Raw genomic sequence first — 19,076 nt, 5'->3', positions numbered from 1 at the left:
GGGTCTCGCGTCGCTCCTCGGGGAGCAGGACCGCGCTCATCTCAGCCCGCCACCTTCACGGTCGTGGTGGCGCCCCACAGCGCCAGTGACAGGAAGAAGTCGGTCACGCTGATCAGCACGATGGCGTGGCGCACCGACCGTCCGACGGCGACACCGACGCCGGCAGGTCCGCCGGCGGCCCGGTAGCCGTAGTAGCAGTGCGCCAGAATCACCATCACGCTGAAGAGCAGCACCTTGAGCACGGACAGCAGCACGTCCGTGGGGGAGAGGAACAGGTTGAAGTAGTGGTCGTACGTGCCCCGGGACTGGCCGTTGAACAGCACGGTGATGTACCGGGACGCCACGTAGGAGGTGAGCAGCCCGACCGCGTAGAGCGGGATGATGGCGATCACGCCCGCGACGACACGGGTGCTGACCAGGTAGGGCTTGGAGCGGACGCCCATGCCTTCCAAAGCGTCGACCTCTTCGTTGATGCGCATCGCGCCGAGCTGCGCCGTGAAGCCGGCGCCCACGGTGGCGGACAGGGCGAGTCCCGCGACCAGCGGGGCGATCTCCCGGGTGTTGAAGTACGCGGAGACGAATCCGGTGAACGCCGCGGTGCCGATCTGGTCCAGGGCGGCGTAACCCTGGAGGCCGACGACGGTGCCGGTGAACGCGGTCATCGCGATCATCACGCCGACGGTGCCGCCGATGACACCGAGTCCGCCGGAGCCGAAGGCGACCTCCGCGAGCAGCCGCTGGATCTCCTTGGAGTACCGGCGCAGGGTGCGCGGGATCCACAGCAGGGTCTTGGCGTAGAAGATGAGTTGGTCGCCGGAGCGGTCGAGCCAGACGAGTGGGGAGGCCACGGGCGCTCAGCCTCCCTTCGGGGGGACGATCTGCAGATACAGGCCCGTCATCACCATGTTCACGAAGAAGAGCAGCATGAAGGTGATGACCACCGACTGGTTCACGGCGTCGCCTACGCCCTTCGGGCCGCCGCGCGGGTTCAGGCCCCGTTGGGCGGCGACGATGCCGGCGATGAAGCCGAAGACGAGGGCCTTGAGTTCGCTGATGTACAGGTCGGGCAGCTGGGCCAGCGCGGAGAAGCTCGAGAGGTAGGCGCCGGGTGTGCCGTCCTGAAGGACGATGTTGAAGAAGTAGCCGCCGAGGGTGCCGACCACCGAGACCAGCCCGTTGAGCAGCACGGCGACGCCCATGGTGGCGAGCACGCGGGGGACGACCAGTCGCTGGACGGGCGAGACGCCCATGACCTCCATGGCGTCGAGCTCCTCGCGGATCTTGCGTGAACCCAGGTCGGCGCAGATCGCGGAGCCGCCCGCGCCTGCGATGAGCAGTGCGACGATCAGCGGGCTGGCCTGCTGGACGACGGCCAGCACGCTGGCGCCGCCGGTGAAGGACTGGGCGCCGAGCTGCTCGGTCAGTGAACCGACCTGGAGGGCGATCACCGCGCCGAACGGGATGGCGACCAGCGCGGAGGGCAGGATGGTGACGCTCGCGACGAACCAGAACTGCTCGACGAACTCCCGGAACTGGAAAGGCCGTCGGAACACGGCCCGGCACACCTCGGCAGCCAGCGCGAACATCAGTCCGGTCTGGCGCAGTGCTGCGTTCACGCGCCGCCCCCCGAGACGGGGACCGGCACGGTGGGGGCGCTGGCGCCGCTCGTCGCGTAGGTGCGCTCGATGGCGGCCCGGGCGGCCGGCGGCAGCCGGTCCAGCATGCCCAGCACCCGTTCCCGCCGCCGGGCGACGGCACGTCGCTGGGGGAGTCCGGGGGAGGGTTCCAACTGGGGCACGATCTCCCGGGGTTGTTCCGGGCCGCGGGTGGCGGCCGCCTCGGCGGCGAGCGTGGCGGCGTCCTTCTCCTCGGACATGCCGATCGGACCCTCGCGGCGTCCGCGCAAGAACTGCGCCACCACCGGTTCCTCGCTGGTGAGAAGCACTTCGCGGGGGCCGAACGTGACCAGCTCGCGCCGGAAGAGCATCCCCATGTTGTCGGGCACGGTCGCGGCGATGTCGAGGTTGTGGGTGACGATCAGCATCGTCGCGTCGATCTGCGCGTTCAGGTCGATCAGCAGCTGCGACAGATAGGCGGTGCGGACCGGGTCGAGGCCGGAGTCGGGTTCGTCGCACAGGATGATCTGCGGGTCGAGCACCAGTGCACGGGCGAGTCCCGCGCGCTTGCGCATGCCGCCACTGATCTCGCCGGGCAGCTTGCCCTCGGCACCCAGCAGGCCCACCACCTCGATCCGCTCCATGACGATGCGGCGGATCTCCGACTCCTTCTTGCGCGTGTGTTCGCGAAGCGGAAAGGCAATGTTGTCGAACAATGACATGGAGCCGAACAGGGCGCCGTCCTGGAACATGAGCCCGAACATTTTCCGGGTTTCGTAAATCTCGTGTTCGGGACTGTTCGCCATGTCCACCCCGTCGATGAGGACACGGCCGCTATCCGGTTTGAGCAGTCCTATGAGCGACTTCAGGAAAACGGTCTTTCCGGTGCCGGACGGACCGAGCATGACGCTCACTTCCCCAGCAGGCAAAGTCAGTGTCACGTCCTGCCAGATGTTCTGCCGACCGAAGGACTTGGTCAGTCCCTCGACCACGACTTCGATGCCCATTTCACCTCCAGCAGGCGCAGGTCGCGTGTGCACCGTGTGGCGCACGCTAGGTGGTTCTGTCGTTCGTTGACAATGGGTAGGGAGCCCGCTCTCGGGGGTGCTCCTCGACTTTGTCACCACGGAGACAAAAACCGGATCGGAACTTGTCTGCGCGGAGACAGCAGGGCCTCGCACCTCCGGGGGGTCGGCTGTACGAGGCCCTGCTGACGGGGATCCGGCCCTGAAGGAGGGTGGGGCCGAAACCGCCCGTCACGGGTCCGGCCGGCAGGGGGCGCCGACCTGGACCGCAGCTGCGCATCGGAACATTACGGCTCAGTAACCTGGCCGGGCAATACCAGTCACCGAGTTTTTGGAACGGCCGGCTTCGGCCAAACCCGTTGTGTGTGCCAGGAGACAAAAGACGGTCGGAACTTTGTCACTCGATGAGCAATCCAGGGGTTCCGGCGTACCTGGGGCGGACCGTGCAGGCCCGATGCGGAGCTGCTCGGCCAACCAGCCGGGTCCTGCGTGGATTTGGCATCGGATGACTAAGGCCGAGAGTGGACCGCTCACCTGGGAAACAGTCCTGTAAAGAGCGGAAAGAATCATGGGCTGTGCCATTGTTCTGCGATGTTTCTCACGAGTAACGTCGGAGCGCGGTCGAGGAATCCAGAGCCGCGGGAGCCAGTAGCCCGTAATTTTCTGTCGGGTGATGTGCACCCTCTGCCGGTCAATCCACAAGGAGCGTCCGAGAGTTATGAAGAAAACCCTCAAGAGAACCGCAGTCATCGCGGGTGGGGCTGCTGCCGCCTTCGGTCTGGCCATCGGCCCGTCGTCGGCCGTGCCGTCCACCGTCTGGACCGTCAACCCGACGCCGTCCAGCTTCACGGCCACCAACAGCGGCAACATCGTGCTGACGGCCAACATCCCGATGACGTGTACGACGTCCTCCGCCTCCGGCACGATGGCGAGCGCCACCGGTAACCCCGCGACGGTCGCCAGCATCTCCGCCATCAACTTCGGTACCAGTGCCGCACCCTGCACCAGCGTCCTCGGCAACGTGACGACCGTGGCCTCCACCCCGTGGACCGTCGTCGCCCAGGACTACACCGCCGCGACCGGCGTGACCAAGGGCTACATCGGCAACGTGAACGCGACCATCACCGTCGGCGCCTGTGTGTTCAAGGTCGCCGGCAAGGCGTCCGCCACCTACACCAACTCGACCGGCATCCTCGCGGTCAACAGCGTCTCCGGTGAGCTGACGGTCACCACGGCGACCGGGTGCGGCACGGTCGTCACCACCTCGACCAAGCCGACCTTCAAGGGCAACTACGCCGTGAAGGTCGCGAACACGACCACCATCCCGACCATCAAGGGTTCCAACCCGTAGGTCGTTCAGTGCTCGGATGCGCCCGACCGGACCACCGGTCGGGCGCATCCGGGTCGTCGGCCCGCAGGACCCCGTACGACCGCACGCCCCTGATCCGACCGAGCGGAGCCACGTGATGAGACTGCACCTGACGGTGGGCGCGACCCGGCCGGGCACCCGTGGCCGCAATGCCACGATCGCCGCGTTCGTCGTCCTCGCCGCCATGGTGCCCGCCGGGGCTGTCGTCGCGGCCGACCAGACGGTCGACGTCTCGCTGCCCTACACCTGCACCCTGCCGTCCGGAGCAGTGGACGCGGCCCTGCGCGTCTCCGCTTCGTTGCCCGCCCGGGTCGATGTGGGACAGGCCATCCGGGCGACGGACGTGGAGACCTCCCTCGAACTGCCCGAGGAGGCGGTGAAGAAGCTCACCGAGAAGGAGGCCGGCGCCGTCTCGGCCGCCACCCGTCTCACGGTGGACGTGGCGCAGGGCGCCTCCACCGCACAAGCGCTGTGGCGCGGCTCCGCGAACCCGCAACCGGTCCCGGCGACCGGACCGCTGACGCTGACCACCACGGGGGACGTCCCCACGGTCACCGGTCAGGACGACGGCGACCTGACCTTCACCGCGGGGGCCCTCGGCGTGGACCTGGCGCTGACCGGAACCGCTCCGGACAGCGACCCGGCGCCGCTCACCCTGGAATGCACGCCCGGCAAGGACGCCGCCGCTCTGCTGGCCACCGTGAGGGTCGGGGACGACCCGGGCGGACCGGACGGCTCACCCACCGCCCCGTCGGCCGCCGCTCCCTCCGGCACGCCGGGCCGGGACGAGGGGACCACGGGGGGCGGCCAGGACAAGGGCGCCCCGGAGGTCGCGGACCGGCCGGCCGCCGAGGCCGACGCCCGCCCGGCGGCGCCACCGTGCAAGTACGACGACGGCTACCCCGCAGGGCCGATGTCGCTGAACGCCTACGTCGCGGGGTACGCCAACGTACGCAAGCAGAACGCCGCGGCGCTCATCCCGCCGTTCTGCACCATGCTCGAACAGGGATCGCCCGAGTTCGAGCCGTACCCGGACTGGAGCGGCGGCGTCATCCGCCAGCACTCCACCGGTGACCTGTACAACAACGGCCGCAAGGAGAGCCTGCCGTTCAAGGCGACCTTCCTCACCTTCCGCTTCATGCCGGCCGAGGCGACGATGGTGCTGGAACAGGCCGGACCGCTGACGGTCGACTCGCTCGGCGCCACCGACTTCGTCTTCACCAGCACCGACACGTACATCCGGGTGCCGCTCGTGCTACGGGTGATCAAACTGGAGGTCGACGGCACGCCGCTGAACGTCGGCCCGACGTGCCGCACCAGCGGCCCGCTGAAGTCGCCCGAGCCCGACAGCGCCAAGTTCCCCGGGGACCATCTCGTCCTGCACGGGCGTGGCGAGCAGAACTCCGGTGAGCCGGCGACCGGCTACCAGCTGCTCTCCGGCGGACCGCTGACCGGCGAGATCACCGTCCCCGCCTTCCGCGGATGCAGGAACGCCGGAGAGAACCTCGACCGCCTGTTCACGGCGGCCGTCTCCGGATCAGGCAACTACATCAAGCAGATGCAGGGCCAGACCTGCTACGCCGTCGCCGAGGTGCCCAACCCCGACGAGTGCACCGAGGACCGCCAGCCCCTGAAGGTTCCCGTACCCGAACGCTGAACCGCACCGAACGCTGAACCGCACCCGAACCGTTCGACGACCCCCGCACCCACCCTCCCGTCACGAAAGGCACGTCATGACCCGCCTGCGTCTCTCCGCCAGATCCGCCACCGTCGTCACCGCGCTGACCACCGCGGTCGGCGCCTTCGCCGCGGTCGGCACGGCCACCGCGGCCACCGCTCAGCTGAACGGCGAATGGGCACCCTTCACGCGGTGTCCCGTCGACGCCCCCGCGCTGGTCGCCGCCGACGGCCTGGAGCGGACCCCGCAGTGCGTGGTGTCCTCCTCCGCCAGCGGTTCCATCAAGCTGGGCAACACCACCGTGACCACCGGCCGCACCAACCTTCAGATAGGCGTCGTGCAGAACTCCGACGGCAGCAGCACCGTGGTGGCACCGTCCGGCGGCGCGCTCATCGCCGACTCCGCGACCGTGCCCGGCGGGCTGCTCGGCCTGATGTGCCCCAGCAACGTGCCCGCGGTCACGGCGATCTGCAACCAGCTCACCAACTCGACCCTCAACAAGATCACGGCCACCGTGGAATCCGTCGGCACGCCCTCCGACTTCAACCAGAGTGCCGGCGCCCTGACCGACCTGCCCATCGTCTCGATCCCGGTCCGCATCCACCTGGAGAACCCGTTCCTGGGCAGCAAGTGCTACATCGGCACGGCGTCCAAGCCGGTCGTGCTCCGCCCGAGCAACGTGAACTACCCCGACTTCTCGCTGACCTTCTTCGACGGGGCCGGCAACCTGAACGACGAGGGCGTGATGAGCCGCGTCAATCTCGCGGGTGCCACACAGAACGACAGCACCTTCGCCGTTCCGGGCGCCAGCGGCTGCGGACTCGGACTGTTCGGCCTGATCGACGCCGCGGTGAACCTGAAGACAGGACTGCCGTCCGCCGCAGGCAAGAACAGCCTGACGCTCAACAACACCACCACGTCCCTCGCCGCTCTCGGAGCACCGGGCACCGTCGCACCGAACGCGGGCAGGGAACTCTCGAAGAACTGGCACAGCGCCGTCAAGTAACGGCCGTGAGGCGGCTGTTCTGAGGCACCTCGGCAGCACACAGTCGCCTCAGCAGACCAATCGGTGCCCAAAGTGTGTACGTGCTACGGAAGTTGAACTACTTTCAACTGCCGAGGACGTCATGCGTCCCTCGTCCGGCCCGGACGCCGAACCCGCCCGTTCGGGGCCTCGGTGTCCGTGCTGGCGATCTCCCCCGGGCAAGCAGAGAGCGAGGGACCACGGATGCCTTCACCCGCGCGTACACCGGAAGTCGGTGAGCCGCTCGACCCACTGCCCACCGGGTTCGCCGCCCTGATGAGACCGGAGTTACCCAGTCTCGTCAAGGAGATCTGGGCCGAGGTCACCCGCGCCTATCCCGTGTACGGCCGCCTCCTCGAGGGACCGAACGCGGACACGGTCCGGCAGGGCGTGGAACAGGCCCTCACGGCGTTCGTCGACCGGGTCGCCGAACCCGGCAAGCCCTCCACGCTCCGTGACGCGCTGCTGCGCAGGTTCGGCCGCGTGGAGGCGTACGAGGGACGCGACCTGGAGTCCCTCCAGGGCGCGTACCGGCTGGGAGCCCGCATCGCCCTGCGGCGCGCGCAGACGGTGGGCCGCCAGTACAGCCTCTCGCCCACGCTCATCCTCGCCTTCGCCGACGCCCTCTTCGCCTACGTGGAGGAGCTGGCGGAGGTGACCCGCGAGGGGTACAGCGAGGTGCAGGCCCGCGGCACCTCCGAAGTGACCATGCTGAGACGGCAGTTGCTCCATCTGATTCTTGCGGCGCCGCCGCTGCCGCAGCCCACCGTCACGGACCTGTGCGAGGCCGCGGCGTGGCCCCTGCCGACCGAGTGCACCCTGGTCGTGTTCCGCTCTGCCGTGCCCGACCCCGTCGAGACGGCCGGGCTCGCCGGTGACGTGCTCACGGAACTCGACGCCCCGCATCCGCACCTCCTGGTCCCCGGTCCACTGACCCCCGAACGCCAGGCCATGCTCGGCCGGGCACTGAGCGGCACCCGTGCCGTCGTCGGTCTGACGCTGCCGACGGCACAGGCGGCCGACTCCTTCCGCTGGGCCCGCCGAGTCCTCCAGCTCATCGACGACGGCATCGTCCCCGACGCCCCCGTCGTCCGCTGCGAGGACCACCTCACCACCCTCTGGCTGCTCTCGGACCCGCCGTTGGTGCGCCAGGTCGCCGCCCGCGAACTGGCCCCGCTGGCCGGTCTGCCGGCCAGCCGGCGCGAGCGGCTGGTGGAGACGCTCCGGGTGCACATCTCGACCCGGGCGCCGGCCGAACAGGTCGGTGACATGCTCGGGGTGCACGCCCAGACGGTCCGCTACCGCCTGCGCAGCCTCGACGCCCGCCTGGGCGAACGCCTCACCGACCCGGATCACCGCTTCGCGCTGGAGGCGGCTCTGCGCTCGCTGCACCTGCAGGACGACGCGGGTACGTGCCCGTGACGCCGGCGGGCCGGCACGCTCACAGCCGCTTGGCGCTGCGCAGTGTCTTGGCGTAGTAGCCGTTGCCGTCCAGCCGGGAGACCCCGCCGACGTCGCCGATGGTCGGGCCGTTGACCTCCTCGCGGCTGGAGACGAAGATCAGGTGACCCTCGGTGTCGTAGCCGAGCACCAGGCCGACGTGGTCGAGCCGGTCCTTCGTGCGGGTGTCCAGTTTGAAGAAGACGAGGTCGCCGGGCTGGAGCTGGTCGATGGCGGACGGCCGGTCGTCGGCCGTCACCCCGGTCAGCGGGAGCACGTCGACGCCCTCGTCGGAGCGGGCCATGCCGTTGGCGGTGCGCGGCAGTCCGTCGCCGGAGGTGTCCGAGGACATCAGCGGGTAGCGGGTGCGGTAGCCGAGCACCATCCGTATGAAGCCCGAGCAGTCCAGGGACTTGGCGCGCAGGGGCTCGGGGGTGCCGGTCTGTCCGTCCCTGAAGGGGTAGGGCCGGCCGAGGTAGTCGTAGAAGTCGGACTGCTCCAGGCGCAGGTCGCCGCCCTCGGCGCCGGTGGTGTTCAGCGGTCCGAAGGCGGCGTCACCGGCGTAGGCGGTGCCCTGTCCGTCCTTCTTCTGCGGGGCGCCGGACACGTACTGGAAGGCGATGGCGAAGAGGTCGTCCTCCTTGCTGTCCCGGTACTCGGCGTACCAGTCGGTGAACCACTTCTCCTTCTCGGCCCCCTTCTTCCAGGACTTGGGCATCAGCCGCACCCAGTCCGTGGTGGACACCTTGGAGGAGGTCGAGGCCGGTTCGGCGAAGGTGCGGGCCCGGCCGGTGAGTGTGGCAAGGCGCGCCCCGTCGGTGAACACCGCCTTGATCTGGCCGTCGGAGCCGCGCAGCACCGACCGCGCGGGGTTCTCCAGTCGGGACCACTTGGCCTCGCCCTTGTCGTCGGAGGCGGAACCGGAGGCCTCGCCGCCGTCCAGGACGCCGACGTTGCGCACATCCGTCACCCCGGGCGCCTCCCGCTTGCGCAGTTCCAGGGTGAGGTAGCCGGAGGTCGCGACGAGCCCCAGCACCACCAGACCCGAGAGGACGGGCCGCGACTTCTTCTTCCCTGCCATCGGTTACTCCTCGGTCGTTCTGGGGCGGCTTGTCAGACGGTGGGCATGATGCCGAGCAGCAGCCCGGCGGCGACGACGATGTAGGCCATGAGCGAGACCGTGCCGGTCGCCAGCAGGGTGGCGCCCTTGGGCTGGCGCACCATCTGGTAGGCGATCAGGCCGGGCACGATGAAGCCGAGGGTCTGGTTGCCGTAGAGCAGGGGGAACTCCAGCGAGAGCAGGATCATCACCGTGCCCTGGAGCAGCACGCCGAGCAGCACCACCGAGGCGAACAGCCGCTTGCCGTAGAGGATCACCAGCCGCTGCATGATCTTGGTGCCGCCGTAGGTGAGGGCGGTGACGCCGACCACCATGGCCGCCCGCTGGACGTCCTCGATCAGCGTCAGGGCGAGCCAGCCCGGAGTGATCATGCCGCCGGGCGAGAGATTGGTGGTGAGGTAGCACAGCAGCGAGAAGAACAGCCCTATCGCGATACCCAGGGCGGCCATCTCGGGGGTCAGTGCGGCGGTGGTCAACGGGGTCTCCGGGCGTCGTCGTGCGGCTCGTCGTAGGGCGGCGGCCAGGTCTGCTGGGCGGATTCGTACGGCTGCTGCCGCGGCGCGTCGGCGTACTGCTCGTGGGGCCCGTGGCGCTCCTGCTGCGCGTACTGCTCGTGGGGCTCGTACCGCTCCTGTCGCGCGTACTGCGCTTGGGGCTCGTACTGCTGCGGGTACGGCGGTGACGGTCGGGCCGGGATGCGGACCACCGGGATCTCCTGGGTCCGCGAAGCCTGGTAGCGCTCCTCGTACGCCGGGGGGTACGAGGCGAACGGGTCCAGGCGGGGCGACTGCGCCGGGGATGCCGCGGCGACGGGACCGGGCGTCTCCTCGTCCGCTTCGCTCTCGTCGGCGGGGAGTTCGGCGAGGTACTCCAGCAGCTCCTCGCCCTGGCCGTGGATGTTGCCGATGGCCACCAGGGAGGAGCCGTCGGCCATGCGGCCGAGCAGGGCCGGCATGAACTCCTCGGCGGACCGCTTCTCGCCGCCCAGGTCGACCGCCCGGTCCCGCCACTCGGCGGGGATGGCGTCGATGGCGCTCTTCGCCGGGTGCCCGATGACGAAGACGTGGTCGGGCTGGAGGTCGGGGATGATCTCGCCCATCTGCCCGTTGCGCTCCACGCGGTCGGGGCGGCAGTTGATCACCACGTTCAGGGGGCGGCGGATGGCGCCGAGGTCGAGCAGCTGGTTGATGTTCATCAGCGTCGACTCGGGGTCGTTGGCCGCGAAGACGTTGGCGAAGGCGAGCCGGTTGCCGCCCGGGGCCGCATAACGCTCCACGGATAGCACGCCCGGGTCCGGCGGGGCGTCGTACATGCCCTGGAGGGCGACCTCGCGCCGCACGCCGAGCAATTCGGCGACGACCAGGGCGATCGCCACGTTCTCCTTGAAGGTGAACCAGCTGAAGCCGCGCAGTTCCTCGTCGCTGACGGTCTCCGGGTCGGCGTAGACCAACTGGCAGTTCCGGGCGTCCGCCTCCTCCTGAAGGATGTGGAAGCGCTCCTTCTCGGCGGTGACGCAGATGCCGTCCTGGGGCATCGAGCGGCACAGCGACCGGGCCACGTCGTCCAGGGTGGGGCCCATCTCGGCGAGGTGGTCCTCGCGGACGTTGCACAGCACGCCGATGGTGGAGCGGATCAGTTTGCTCTGGTTGACCTCCTGGAGGGCCGGCATCACGGCCATGCACTCGATGACGAGGGCGTCGGGCCGGTACGTGGCGGCCCGCCGGACGATGCCGATCTGCTCCACCACGTTGGCGATGCCGAACTTGCGGTAGACCGGCTCCTCGGTGGCGTCGGGGTGGATGAAGCGGGCCGCCGTCCCGGTCGTCTTGGCGACGGTGATCAGGTCACCGCCCCGCAGCGCGCCCGCGCAGAGCCGGGTGATGGAGGACTTGCCGCGGATGCCGTTGACGAGCACCCGCGAGGGGATGGTGTGCAGCGCGGCGTAGTGCCGACGCTGCTCCACGATGCCCGCGACGAACAGGAACAGACAGCCGATCAACAGGACGAAGTAGAGATAGAGCACGCTTGGTCACCTTCCTCCGGCGCCGGGCCGGGACTCGGCGGGCCGGCGCGCCTGGTTCTGCCGGCGGGCCTGCAACTGCTGGCGGATCAGTTCGAGGCTGCGGACGACGGCGCCGACCTCGTCCTGGTAGCGGGGGTAGTGCACGGTCTTGAGGTCGCCGTCGGCGAGCTTCTCGGCGTCCTGTGCGAGGGCCCGCAGGGGCCGTACGACGACGAGGTGGATCCAGCCCAGGCAGACCACGATCAGGGCGAGGCCGAGCAGACCCGCGAGCACACTGCGGTCCTCGCGCTCGTAGGCGGTGATCTCGAAGTGGTCGGCGTTCTGCCAGCTCACGACGGTCCAGCCGAGGTCGGAGGCGACGCCGCCGCCGGTGAACGGCGCCGCGGCGGCCACGGTGACGGCGCCACCGTCCCGGATGAGCAGACCGTTCTCGACGGGCCCGGCGCCCACCCGCACATTGCCGGCGCGCACCAGGTCGGGCAGCGCGTCGTTCGGCAGCCCCTCGAAGGCGAGGAAACCGTCGCTGGCGGCGAGGGTCCGCACGTCGGCGTTCACGATCCGGACCTCGCCGAGGCCGGGCCGCTTCAGCAGCGAGTTGAGGAACTCCACCCGCACCTCGCCGACGAGGGTGGTGCCCTCGTGCTCAGGCACCGGCGCCCCGGTCTGGACGACGGGCTTCTTCCCACCCCTGCCGGAGACGCGGACGAGGGCCCGGTCCTTCTTCGAGCTCCACGCGTGGGGGCCGGCGCCGGCCCGGGCGACGATGTCGCCGTCCTCACCGACGACATACAGCGCCTGGTAGCGGGTGTGCTCGCGCAGGGCGTCCTTCAGCAAGGTCTCGGTGGCGGCGGGGTCGTCGATGTCGATCAGGTGTGCGGTGGAGACGAGGTCGGCCTGGGCCTCGTTCAGCGCCCGGCGGGCCCGGTCGGCGACCAGGTCGGTGCGGTCGCGCTGGTCGTTGACCATGGGGGCGGGGATGCTGACGGTCCCGTCCGTGCGGTTGAGCAGGAAGCCGACGGGGACGCACCACAGCAGCAGGAGCACCGCCGTCAGCACCAGCGGTCCGCGCGCACCGCCCCGGAACCTGCCGGCCGGGCGGGCACCGGCGGCACCGTCCGGGGCGCTCGCGCCGCCGAGCTGGCCGCGGGTGCGCTCCAGCGCGGAGCCGATGCGGGCGGCCTCGCCCCAGCGGGGCACCGCGACGGGCCTGACCAGGTCGCCGCGGGCGAGCCGGCGGGATTCCAGGAACAGTTTGAGCAGCGGACGCTGCACGGTCATCCACAGCACGGCGACCGCGAGCAGTCCGAGCAGCACCAGGGCGCCCGCCGCCAGCAGACCGAAGAGCTGCCGGCTGCCCTCGGTGACGGTCTGCTGCTGGACCACGGGAAGCATGGCGACGACCGTCAGGCCGAGGCCGGCGGCGACACTCTCCCCGTCCTCCGGATCGGACGCGGCGAGAGAGGCGTACCCGGCGGTCGCGACGCGGCCGTTGTAGTCATCGCCCAGCAGGGTTCCGCTGACGCCGGGATAGCCGCGGGAACCGGGCTCCCGCGCGCTGACGGGGTTCCGCTCGGTCTCCTCGGCGGCCCGGTCGGACAACCGTGTCATCTGCTTCTGCAGGAAGGTGAGTTCCTCGCGCTCCGCGTCCGAGTTGAGTGCCTCGGACTGCTCGAAGCCGGCGGTGGCGAGGACCTCGCCGCCCCGCGCGACGACGGCCATGCTCCGGAACGGGCCCAGGTTGATGGAGGGCACGGAGAGGCTGTTGGAGGCGATCAGCAGTTGCTGCGCCCCCTTCTTCCCGCCCAGTACGGCCATCGTCATCAGGCGCACGTCGCCGGTCTCCAGGCGCACCATGCGCGGGGTGAGCGCCCGGTCACCGGTGAGGACGTCCTTGTCCAGCCAGCCGAGCGGGATGCGCTCCCCGCGGGCGGCGAGCACCTTGCCGCTCTCCAGGTCCAGCACCGTGGTGCCGGTCCACTTCTGGTACGCCTTGCTCAGGTCCGACAGGACGCGCTCGGGGTCCGCCGGCCTGCCCGCGCTCAGCGCGGTGGCGGTGCGTTCGAGGTCCGTGACCCGCTCGTCGATCGAGGCGCGCAGGGCGATGGCGCCGTCCTGGGCGAAGTACTGCTGCGAGGAGAGGACCGCCTTCGGCACGACCGGTTCCGCGTCCGGCCCCAGCACCTTGGCCGTGAGGGCCGCGAGGGCGAGGACCAGCACGCACAGCAGCGCGATCGGCGGCCGGATGCCGCCCAGCAGCGGCATGTCCGCGCGTCTGCGGCTGCGCCGCCGGCCTTTCGGCACGAGGGGCGCGGCAGGAGTCGATGTCACCGGTCTTCTTCCTTGGTCGCTGCGGGTGCTCAGCGCCCGAAGGAAGCACCGCTGTCGCGCGGCAGCATGACGCCGTCACAGAAAAGACTGATAAACGCCGACAAGGTTGTGTCCGTCGGCACACAGGGGGGTGTGGCCCTGGTCACTTCTCCGGCGACAGCCGCTTCAGGCCGTCACCGCCCGGCGCTCCCCGGTTGTAGAGGAAGCCGCGCGTGCGGTCCTCGGCCAGGCGGTAGCGGGCGATCCGGTCGTCGGACAGCCCTTCGGGGTGCTCCAGCGCGTGCTGGACATCCACCACCCGGACGTCCTCGACCGACCCCTCGGCCGCCTTGTCCCCTGCCTCGGTCTCGGGCGGGATGTCCACCAGCGTGGTGCGGTAGCGGGCGGAGACGTCCCAGCCGTCGGCGGTCTCGCGGAACTCGAACCAGCCGATGGCCCCCTCCTCGGTGAGGCCGGTCGGCGAGGAGTGCCGGGCCACCTGGTTGCCGAGGCTGTAGGCGACCCACGTGCCGTTGACCTTCTGGATCGGCTGCACCACGTGGGAGTGGTGCCCGATCACCAGGTCGACCCCGGTCTCCTCGGTGATCCGCTGGGCCATGTCCAGCTGCGGGACGCTCGGTTCGTTGTAGTGCTCCAGGCCCCAGTGCAGGGAGAGGATCACCACTTCGGCGCCCTTGTCGCGGGCCCGTTTCTCGGCCTTCTTGACCTCCTCCGTACTGGAACGGTTGAAGGCCCAACGCTCGTTCTCCGGCGTGGGGTTGAGGAAGGACTCCCAGGAGTAGGCGAGGTGGGCGACCTTGACGCCCTTGACGTTGCGGATGTTGATCTGCTCCGCTTCCTTCGGCGTCCGCGCCGACCCGGTGTGCCCGAGGCCCACCTCGTCCATGGCGTTCAGCGTGCGCCGTACCGCGGTCAGTCCGTGGTCGAAGGTGTGATTGGAGGCCGTCGAGCAGGTGTCGTACCCCACGTCCTTCAGGGTGGTCAGGATCTGCGGCGGAACCAGGAACTCCGGGTATCCCTCGAACGGTCCCTTCGGTTTCCCGACCGGCGTCTCCATGTGACAGATCGCCAGGTCGGCCTTGCTGATCACGGGTTTCACCCCGGCGAGCAGCGGCCCGAAGTCCAGTCCGGCCTCTCCGTGTCCGCTCTCCTCGGCATCCTTGGCGGCCTGCTCGACCAGCTCGGGATGGATGAGGACGTCGCCGGCCGCGGCGACGGTGAAACTGCGGCCGCCGGCCTCGGCCCGGGGCTGCGCGGCCTCGGAGCCGCACGACACGGTCAGCCCGGTGGCCGCCGCCAGTACCGCCAGCGAACGGCCCATACGGAGAGACTTACGGAATGTCACTGAGTCATATTTACATGAACCACACAAGCGACCATCGGATTATCGTCACGGGACGATCACACTTCCAGCGCGTTTTCGTCCAGATAGGTTTGCTTCTGGCTTTGGTGGGCTGTCAGGCCGACACGTCCCCGACCTCGGAAGATTCCATTCCGCGCGCCCGGGAACTGGTCGACCTGCGCGGCCGCATCCTCGGATACACAGCGGGGTTCCGCGCCGACGCCCCCTACACTCCGCCCGGCGAGGCACAGCGCGCGCGGCTGGCGAAGGCCGTCGGGAGCCTGCTGTCCGGCGACGCCCAGGAGGCCGAACGCCGGCTCGCCCCGCTCGGCCTCGGCCTCACCCGCCTCACCGACACCGACTCCGGCCGCCGCTACGACGAGATCGCCGCCACCGGCACCGGCGCGAGCACCGGCTGGGGCCGCCTGTACCTGAACGCCGACTCCGCCGTCCGGTGGAACGCCCAGGTCCCGCACCCCGTCTCCGACCGCGACACCGAGGCCCTCGGCATCCGGCTCCTGGAGCGGAGTCCCGGCGGCGCCCTCGTCCTCGCCGGCACGCACCGCCGGGCCGGCGAGGACGGTGCCGCCGATGTCGCCCACCGCGAGGACAGCGCCTTCCACACGATCGTCGTCGAGCTGCAGAAGCGCGGGGTGCCCGGCGTGCAGCTGCACGGTTTCACCGACTCCTCCGACCGCCCCTACGACGCCGTGGTCTCCACCGGCGCCGTCGAGACCGCGCCCGCCGAGGTGGCCGCCATGGCCGACCGCATGGACGACGACGGGCTGCGGGTCTGCCGGGCCTGGGTGGCGCGCTGCCCGTTGGAGGGCACGACCAACGTCCAGGGCCGCTCGGCGCAGCGCGAACACGCCGGCTTCGTCCACGTCGAGCTGGCCCGGCACGCCCGCGCGGACGACGGCCGCGACACCGAGGAGGCCGCCGACGCCCTCGCCGGGCTGGTCACGGCGTGGAAGTCCGGTCAGTCCGACAGGGGGTGACGCATCACAACATGCAGTGCGTGGCCATCGCCGAGCCACCGCTGCTCCCCCCCGGTGTCACCTGCCCGGCCATCCGAAGAGGAACGGCGTGTGCCGCGTCCCGTCCGTGTCCGCCTGCGCTTTGATCTGCGGACAGGTGTGCCACCTCGCGTGGCGTGCCGGCCCGGCAACGGATCGTCCACGGAGCGCTCGCCATGACGGAAGAAGAGTCCGGCACCCCCCACTGGCTGTTCGGCGATCAGCTGGGCCCTCACTTCGCCGATCCGGCGCGGGGCGGGCCCGACCGGGACGCTCCACTGGTGATGATCGAGTCCAGGGGCGTCTTCCGGCGGCGCCGCTTCCACCGGGCCAAGGCGCACCTGATCCTCTCGGCGATGCGCCATCGCGCCGCGGAACTCGGCGACCGCGTGAGCTACGTCAAGGCGGACACGTATCGACAGGGTCTGCGCGAGGCGGTGGGGGACGGTCCGGTGACCGTGCACCACCCCACGTCCCACGCGGCGCTCACCTTCGTACGCGCGCTGCCCTCGGTACGCGTCCTGCCGGCCCGCGGCTTTCTCGTGGCGCACGAGGAGTTCAAGCTCTGGGCGGACGGCCGGGGCACGAAACACCTCCGCCAGGAGGACTTCTACCGATGGGTCCGCCAGACACACGATCTGCTGATGGAGGGCGACCGGCCCGTCGGCGGCCGCTGGAACCTGGACCACGACAACCGTCAGCCCCCGCCGCGCGGCCGCACCGGCCTGGGCGTTCCGGCGCCCTATCGGCCACGGGAGGACGACATCGACGCCGAGGTGCGGTCCGATCTCGACCGCTGGTCGCGCGACGGGGAGGTCGAGTTCGTCGGCGAGGACGGACGCCGCAGGTTCCCCGCCACGCGCCGGGAGGCCCTCGCCGCGCTGCGCCGCTTCGTCCAGCACCGGCTGGCCACGTTCGGCGCGTACGAGGACGCGATCCTCGCCGGGGACCCGACGATGAGCCACAGCCTGCTCTCGTCGTCGCTCAACCTCGGCCTGCTGGACCCCGCGGAGTGCGTCGGACAGGCGGAGGCGCGCTGGCGGTCGGGCGCCGTGCCGCTCAACAGCGCCGAGGGCTTCGTGCGGCAGATCGCCGGCTGGCGCGAGTTCGTCTGGCACGTCTACTGGTACTTCGGCGACCGGTACCGCGAGGGCAACGCCCTCGGCCACCACGAGCCCCTGCCCGGCTGGTTCACGGAGCTGTCCCCTGACGCGACCGACGCGAACTGCCTCACGCACGTCCTCCAGCAGGTCAAAGAGACCGGCTGGACGCACCACATCCCACGCCTGATGATCCTGGGCAGCCATGCCCTGCAGCGAGGCTGGGACCCCCGGGCCGTCACCGACTGGTTCCACCGCAGCTTCGTCGACGGCTACGACTGGGTGATGGTCCCGAACGTGGTCGGCATGTCGCAGTACGCGGACGGGGGCCGCATGACCAGCAAGCCCTACACGTCCGGCGGGGCGTACATCGACCGCATGAGCGACTTCTGCGGACCCTGCCGGTACACACCGTCCGTACGGGTCGGTGCGGACGCCTGCCCCTTCACCGCCGGGTACTGGAACCTCCTGCACCGCCACCGGGACCGCTTCGAACACAACGCGAGGATGACGCAGGCGGTGCGCGGACTGGACCGCCTGCGCGACCTCGAAGAACTGCTGGAGCAGGAGCGGGGCCGTCGGGACTAAGACCGGCTCCGGGCACGGTGACGCCGGTTCTGACGGGCCGGCCGGCCGCGGGGCACGGGCTCGACGTAGGGGTGGCAGGTCACCGAACTGGGCGCCGAGCGGCGCGGTCGCGGGTGCGAACGCGGCTGGGGCGAGCAGGGCGGTGAGCCGTCGGCCGCGCGGCCGGACGTCAGTCGCGCAACCCGTAGAAGTCGTCGCAGAGTTCGAAGACCGGCTCGCCGCGGACCGGGTCCTCGGCGACCGTGAGGCGGACGCGGCCGCCCGGGTGGATCGCGATGAACGGGCCCTTCACACGGCCGCGGACGGTGAAGCCCTCCGCCATCTCGATGAGGGACACGTTGCGCGCGCCGGGGGTGTTGCGGCGGACCACGGTCGTGCGGCGCACGATGCCCGCGCCCCGGCTGTGTTCGGTGTGCAGGTCGCTCGACGCGCAGACCGGACAGAGCAGCCGGTGGAACATGGTGGTCCCGCACCAGCGGCACCGCTGGAAGGCGAGACGTTCCTCGCTCCGCGTGGCCCACATGGGGGCGCCGCTCTCCGTGGGGGCGGTGGCGTTGTCCTGGGGCGCATCGCCGTCCAGCACGTCCGCCGCGATCCCGATTCCCGGGTGGAACACGATGTCATCTCCCTGCGCTCGGCCGGAATCTGATGTGCTCGGATCGCCGTGCACGAGCGACAGGCTATGGCACTCAGTGCCAGTCGTAAAGGCACTCCGTACCCTCAATCCGTCCAGGCCGACTCGATCTCCTGGACCACCCGCCACATCGGGACCCCGCGCCGGGCCACGACGACCACCACGTCCCCGCCCTCCCGGCGGGTGCCCGGTTCGTCCGCGCCGAAGGTGCGCCGCACATGGCGCAGCGCCCGGTCCACCCGGGCGTCGGCGTCTCCCTCGCCGTCCGCCCGCAGCCAGGACCGCAGCGCGTTGTTGTGGGCCGCGACCACGGCGGCGGCGATCACGTCGGCCTGAAGGGTTCCGTCGCGCCGGCCCGCGAAACGGGTGCGCAGGTGGTCGGCGAGGGCACGTTCGTAGCGCCAGACCACGGAGAGCTCGTACGCGCGCAGTCCGGGCACCCGCCTGGTCAGCCGGTAGCGCTGCACGGAGAACGTCGGGTTCTCGGCGTACATCCGCAGTACCAGCCGGGCCGCGTCGCAGACCCGCTCGACCGGGTCCGCCGGACCGGAGCCGGAGTCCAGGAACTCGGTCATCTCGGCGAGGCAGCGCTCGTGGTCCGGGAAGACCACGTCCTCCTTCGACGGGAAGTACCGGAAGAACGACCGTCGTCCCACCCCGGCCAGCGTCACGATGTCGTCGACCGTGGTCTGCTCGTAGCCGTGTTCGAGGAACAGCCGGAACGCCGCCTCGACCAGCGCGTCGCGCATCGGGGGTTTCGGGGCGCCCGTCCC

16 protein-coding genes are annotated in these 19,076 nt (G+C 70.3%); 6 read left to right on the top strand and 10 right to left on the bottom strand.

Going from position 1 to position 19,076, the window contains the following annotated elements; all coding sequences use genetic code 11:
* Nucleotides 1-41: 41 nt before the first annotated feature.
* From AC0ZLC_RS01955 to AC0ZLC_RS01945, 3 genes are read right to left on the bottom strand one after another with little or no spacing between them, the layout of a single operon-like run.
* Complete coding sequence (locus tag AC0ZLC_RS01955; protein ID WP_476750071.1) at nt 42-848, bottom strand: MlaE family ABC transporter permease; 807 nt, start codon at nt 846-848, stop codon at nt 42-44.
* Nucleotides 849-854: 6 nt separating this feature from the next.
* The gene (locus tag AC0ZLC_RS01950; protein WP_358850489.1) at nt 855-1,586 is read right to left on the bottom strand and encodes an MlaE family ABC transporter permease; all 732 of its coding nucleotides are present in this window, start codon (nt 1,584-1,586) and stop codon (nt 855-857) included.
* Between the two features lie 26 nt (nt 1,587-1,612).
* Nucleotides 1,613-2,623, bottom strand: coding sequence for an ABC transporter ATP-binding protein (locus AC0ZLC_RS01945; RefSeq protein ID WP_476750070.1), 1,011 nt, complete (start codon nt 2,621-2,623; stop codon nt 1,613-1,615).
* Nucleotides 2,624-3,359: 736 nt separating this feature from the next.
* Here AC0ZLC_RS01945 and AC0ZLC_RS01940 point away from each other — a divergent pair.
* The 4 genes from AC0ZLC_RS01940 (at nt 3,360) to AC0ZLC_RS01925 (ending at nt 8,134) form a co-directional block, all read left to right on the top strand.
* Nucleotides 3,360-3,992 (top strand): hypothetical protein, encoded by a 633-nt coding sequence (locus AC0ZLC_RS01940; RefSeq protein WP_476750069.1) that lies wholly within the window; start codon nt 3,360-3,362, stop codon nt 3,990-3,992.
* Between the two features lie 115 nt (nt 3,993-4,107).
* Complete coding sequence (locus tag AC0ZLC_RS01935; RefSeq protein ID WP_476750068.1) at nt 4,108-5,667, top strand: DUF6801 domain-containing protein; 1,560 nt, start codon at nt 4,108-4,110, stop codon at nt 5,665-5,667.
* A 76-nt stretch (nt 5,668-5,743) separates the two neighbouring features.
* Entirely contained in the window at nt 5,744-6,694 is a 951-nt protein-coding gene (locus tag AC0ZLC_RS01930) for a hypothetical protein (RefSeq protein WP_476750067.1), read from the top strand.
* Nucleotides 6,695-6,916: 222 nt separating this feature from the next.
* On the top strand, nt 6,917-8,134 hold the full coding sequence (locus tag AC0ZLC_RS01925; protein ID WP_476750066.1) for a PucR-like N-terminal domain-containing protein: 1,218 nt from the start codon (nt 6,917-6,919) through the stop codon (nt 8,132-8,134).
* A 19-nt stretch (nt 8,135-8,153) separates the two neighbouring features.
* Here AC0ZLC_RS01925 and AC0ZLC_RS01920 read toward each other — a convergent pair whose 3' ends face one another.
* The 5 genes from AC0ZLC_RS01920 to AC0ZLC_RS01900 all read right to left on the bottom strand — a co-directional run bounded on the left by AC0ZLC_RS01920 (nt 8,154) and on the right by AC0ZLC_RS01900 (nt 14,944).
* Nucleotides 8,154-9,233 carry a C40 family peptidase gene (locus AC0ZLC_RS01920; protein ID WP_476750065.1) on the bottom strand — a complete coding sequence of 360 codons (1,080 nt, stop codon included), beginning with the start codon at nt 9,231-9,233 and terminating at the stop codon, nt 8,154-8,156.
* Between the two features lie 32 nt (nt 9,234-9,265).
* Nucleotides 9,266-9,748 carry a poly-gamma-glutamate biosynthesis protein PgsC/CapC gene (locus AC0ZLC_RS01915; RefSeq protein ID WP_358850423.1) on the bottom strand — a complete coding sequence of 161 codons (483 nt, stop codon included), beginning with the start codon at nt 9,746-9,748 and terminating at the stop codon, nt 9,266-9,268.
* Entirely contained in the window at nt 9,745-11,295 is a 1,551-nt protein-coding gene (gene pgsB / locus AC0ZLC_RS01910) for a poly-gamma-glutamate synthase PgsB (protein ID WP_476750064.1), read from the bottom strand. The genes AC0ZLC_RS01915 and pgsB overlap by 4 nt, the downstream gene beginning before the upstream one ends.
* Before the next feature lie 6 nt (nt 11,296-11,301).
* Nucleotides 11,302-13,557 carry a HAMP domain-containing protein gene (locus AC0ZLC_RS01905; protein WP_476750221.1) on the bottom strand — a complete coding sequence of 752 codons (2,256 nt, stop codon included), beginning with the start codon at nt 13,555-13,557 and terminating at the stop codon, nt 11,302-11,304.
* Nucleotides 13,558-13,765: 208 nt separating this feature from the next.
* Nucleotides 13,766-14,944 carry a CapA family protein gene (locus tag AC0ZLC_RS01900; RefSeq protein WP_476750063.1) on the bottom strand — a complete coding sequence of 393 codons (1,179 nt, stop codon included), beginning with the start codon at nt 14,942-14,944 and terminating at the stop codon, nt 13,766-13,768.
* Between the two features lie 17 nt (nt 14,945-14,961).
* On the opposite strand from AC0ZLC_RS01900, the gene AC0ZLC_RS01895 reads away from it, so the two are divergent.
* Both AC0ZLC_RS01895 and AC0ZLC_RS01890 read left to right on the top strand, forming a co-directional pair.
* Entirely contained in the window at nt 14,962-15,963 is a 1,002-nt protein-coding gene (locus AC0ZLC_RS01895) for a hypothetical protein (protein WP_476750062.1), read from the top strand.
* A gap of 194 nt (nt 15,964-16,157) precedes the next feature.
* Nucleotides 16,158-17,669 carry a cryptochrome/photolyase family protein gene (locus AC0ZLC_RS01890; RefSeq protein WP_476750061.1) on the top strand — a complete coding sequence of 504 codons (1,512 nt, stop codon included), beginning with the start codon at nt 16,158-16,160 and terminating at the stop codon, nt 17,667-17,669.
* 169 nt (nt 17,670-17,838) lie between these two features.
* Here AC0ZLC_RS01890 and AC0ZLC_RS01885 read toward each other — a convergent pair whose 3' ends face one another.
* Entirely contained in the window at nt 17,839-18,192 is a 354-nt protein-coding gene (locus AC0ZLC_RS01885; RefSeq protein ID WP_476750220.1) for a Zn-ribbon domain-containing OB-fold protein, read from the bottom strand.
* A gap of 197 nt (nt 18,193-18,389) precedes the next feature.
* Nucleotides 18,390-19,052 (bottom strand): TetR family transcriptional regulator, encoded by a 663-nt coding sequence (locus AC0ZLC_RS01880; protein WP_476750219.1) that lies wholly within the window; start codon nt 19,050-19,052, stop codon nt 18,390-18,392.
* Nucleotides 19,053-19,076: the final 24 nt, after the last annotated feature.

Source organism: Streptomyces sp. GLSS-08 (assembly GCF_056387915.1).
This window is presented reverse-complemented; position numbering and strand designations above follow the sequence as displayed.